The sequence below is a fragment of the Arhodomonas sp. KWT genome (genome assembly GCF_010993615.1).
Genome location: NZ_WNXE01000767.1, coordinates 1 through 799, shown reverse-complemented (window position 1 = coordinate 799; position 799 = coordinate 1). Strand labels below are relative to the sequence as shown.

At 64.2% G+C, this 799-nt stretch carries 1 protein-coding gene; it reads right to left on the bottom strand.

What is annotated here, in order from left to right; translation table 11 throughout:
* Nucleotides 1–82: 82 nt before the first annotated feature.
* Nucleotides 83–799, bottom strand: a 717-nt coding sequence (locus tag G7A99_RS22270) for an exopolysaccharide biosynthesis polyprenyl glycosylphosphotransferase (protein WP_163144184.1), incomplete at its 5' end; no start/stop codon positions are given.

Sequence of the window (799 nt, the reverse complement as noted above, 5' to 3'; positions counted from 1 at the left end):
TTTCAAATTATCAGCCATGAAAAACGTGCGCAACTGTGCAAAAACAGGGATCAACATAGTAAAAACGAGATCCATGTCGCATTCAGCGCACGCCGCGACCACAGAAAACCGCCTCGGCCGTCTGCAGGAGAATTGTGAGATCGAGCCTCAGGCTCCTGTTTTTTATGTAGAAAAGGTCGTACCGCAGCTTCTCGAAGGCATCCTCCTCCGAGGCCGCGTAGGCATAGTTGATCTGAGCCCACCCCGTCAGCCCGGGGCGCACCACGTGACGAACGCGGTAGTAAGGCAGACGTTCGGCGAGCTGCTCGACGAAGGCGGGCCGCTCCGGTCGCGGCCCGACGAAGCTCATCTCGCCGCGCGCGATATTCCAGATCTGGGGCAGCTCGTCGATACGGTAGCGGCGCAGCACACGGCCGACCCGCGTGACCCGCGGATCATCACGCTGGGCCCAGCGCGCCTCCCCGGGACGTTCCGCATCCGTGGTCATGCTCCGCAGCTTCAGCACATCGAAGGCGTGACCGCCCTGGCCGACCCGGGCCTGCCGGTAGAGCACCGGCGCATGCCAGCCGTCCTCGAGCTTGATGGCGAGCACGGCGAGGAGCAGCAGCGGACCGGCAAGCAGCAACACCAGTGCAGAGACCGTCAGATCGAACCCGCGCTTGACCAGATCGGAACCGCGCTGGGCGATGAACCCGGGGGAGAACACCAGCCAGCTCGGGTCGAGCGCCTCGAGCTGGAGCTTGCCCGTCTCCCGTTCCACGAACGAGGCGACGTCGGTGACCGCGACCCCCTGGGTGCG